General features: G+C 77.3%; 2 protein-coding genes. Both read left to right on the forward strand.

The genetic code is table 11. The features are described from left to right. Positions 1 to 634, forward strand: a 634-nt coding sequence (locus MRQ36_RS32870; RefSeq protein WP_242801722.1) for a polysaccharide deacetylase family protein, incomplete at its 5' end; no start/stop codon positions are given. Next, the coding region (locus tag MRQ36_RS32875) for a DMT family transporter (RefSeq protein ID WP_242799453.1) at positions 631 to 1,501 on the forward strand (871 nt) is incomplete at its 3' end. The genes MRQ36_RS32870 and MRQ36_RS32875, both read left to right, overlap by 4 nt.

The following is a 1,501-nucleotide window of genomic DNA, read 5'->3' on the forward strand; positions in this document are numbered from 1 at the left end:
GCGGCTGCTGCCCGGGCTCGCCGGGCTGGGCCCGCCGGACCGGGTGGCGTTGACCTTCGACGACGGTCCCGACCCCGAGTCCACCCCGCGCTTCCTGGAGGTGCTGGCCGCGTACCGGGTGCGGGCCACCTTCTTCCTGCTCGGCTCCCGGCTGCTCCGCTCGCCCGCGCTCGGCCGGGAGATCGTGGCGGCCGGTCACGAGGTGGCGCTGCACGGCTGGGACCACCGGAACCTGCTGCGGCGCGGACCGGTCGGCACGTGGCGGGACCTGGCCGGCGGCCGGGCGCTGATCGCCGCCGTCACCGGCCGTGCGCCGCGGTTCTTCCGCCCGCCGTACGGGGTGCTGACCGGCGCGGCGCTGCTCGCCGCCCACCGGTTGGCGCTGCGGCCGGTGCTCTGGACCTGCTGGGGGCGGGACTGGACCGGCTCGGCCACCCCGGAGTCGGTCCTGCGCACCGTCCGTTCCGGCCTGACCGGTGGGGGCACCGTGCTGCTGCACGACGCCTCCTCCGGTACGGCGGCCCCGGGGGCCTGGCGGGCCGGCCTGGCCGCGCTGCCCCGGCTGCTCGACGAGTGCCACTGGCGGGGCTGGACGGTGGGCCCGCTGGCCGAGCACGGCAGCGCGGCGCGGTGATCCTCGCGGTGCTGGCCGCGCTCGTCGCGGCCTTCTCCTTCGCCCTCTCCACGACGATGCACCAGCGGGCGGCGAAGCGGCAGCCGGACAGCCGGGCGCTGGATCCCCGGCTGCTGTTCCGGCTCGTCCGCACCCGGCTCTGGCAGCTCGGCTGGGCGCCGGACGTGGCCGGGGTGGCGTCCCAGGCGGTGGCCCTGCGCTACGGCCCGTTGGCCGTCGTGCAGCCCCTGCTTGCCAGCGGGCTGTTCATGGCCATCCTGATCGAGGCCGCCTGGAACCGGCGGCCGGTGCAGCGCCGGGACCTGGCCGCGACCGTGGTCGGCGTCGTCGGGCTGGTGGCGTTCGTGGTCACCGTCGACCCGCGGGCGGGGGTGGCGGATCCGGGCGCGACCGCGTGGTGGTGGGTGGCGGTGGGCACCGGCGGCGTACTGGCCGCCTGCCTGCTCGCCGCCCGGCGGACCCGGGGCGCGGCCCGGGGCGCGTTGCTCGGCGTGGCCACCGGCGTCCTGTACGGCGTCGCCTCGGCGCTGCTCAAGTCGGTTGCGACGCGGTTCCACGGCGACCCGGCGGCGCTGGTCCTCGACCCGAGGTTCGTCGCGCTGGTGCTGGTCGCCCTGGTCGGCGTCCAGCTCAACCAGAGCGCCTTCCAGAGTGGGCGGATCGCCGCCCCGTTGACCGCGCTGACCCTGTCCGAGCCGGTCACCGGCGTCCTGATCGGGTTGACCGCCTTCCACGAGGCCCTCTCCCTCTACGGCCTCCGGATCCCGCTGGTCGCGCTCGCCGCGGTGGCCATCGTGGTGGGCGTCTGGCTGGGCGGCACCGCGTCGCGCGCCGACCGGGAAGCCGCCGCCCGTGGCATGGGCCGGT

The sequence above is a fragment of the Micromonospora sp. R77 genome (assembly GCF_022747945.1).
Taxonomy (GTDB): Bacteria; Actinomycetota; Actinomycetes; order Mycobacteriales; family Micromonosporaceae; genus Micromonospora.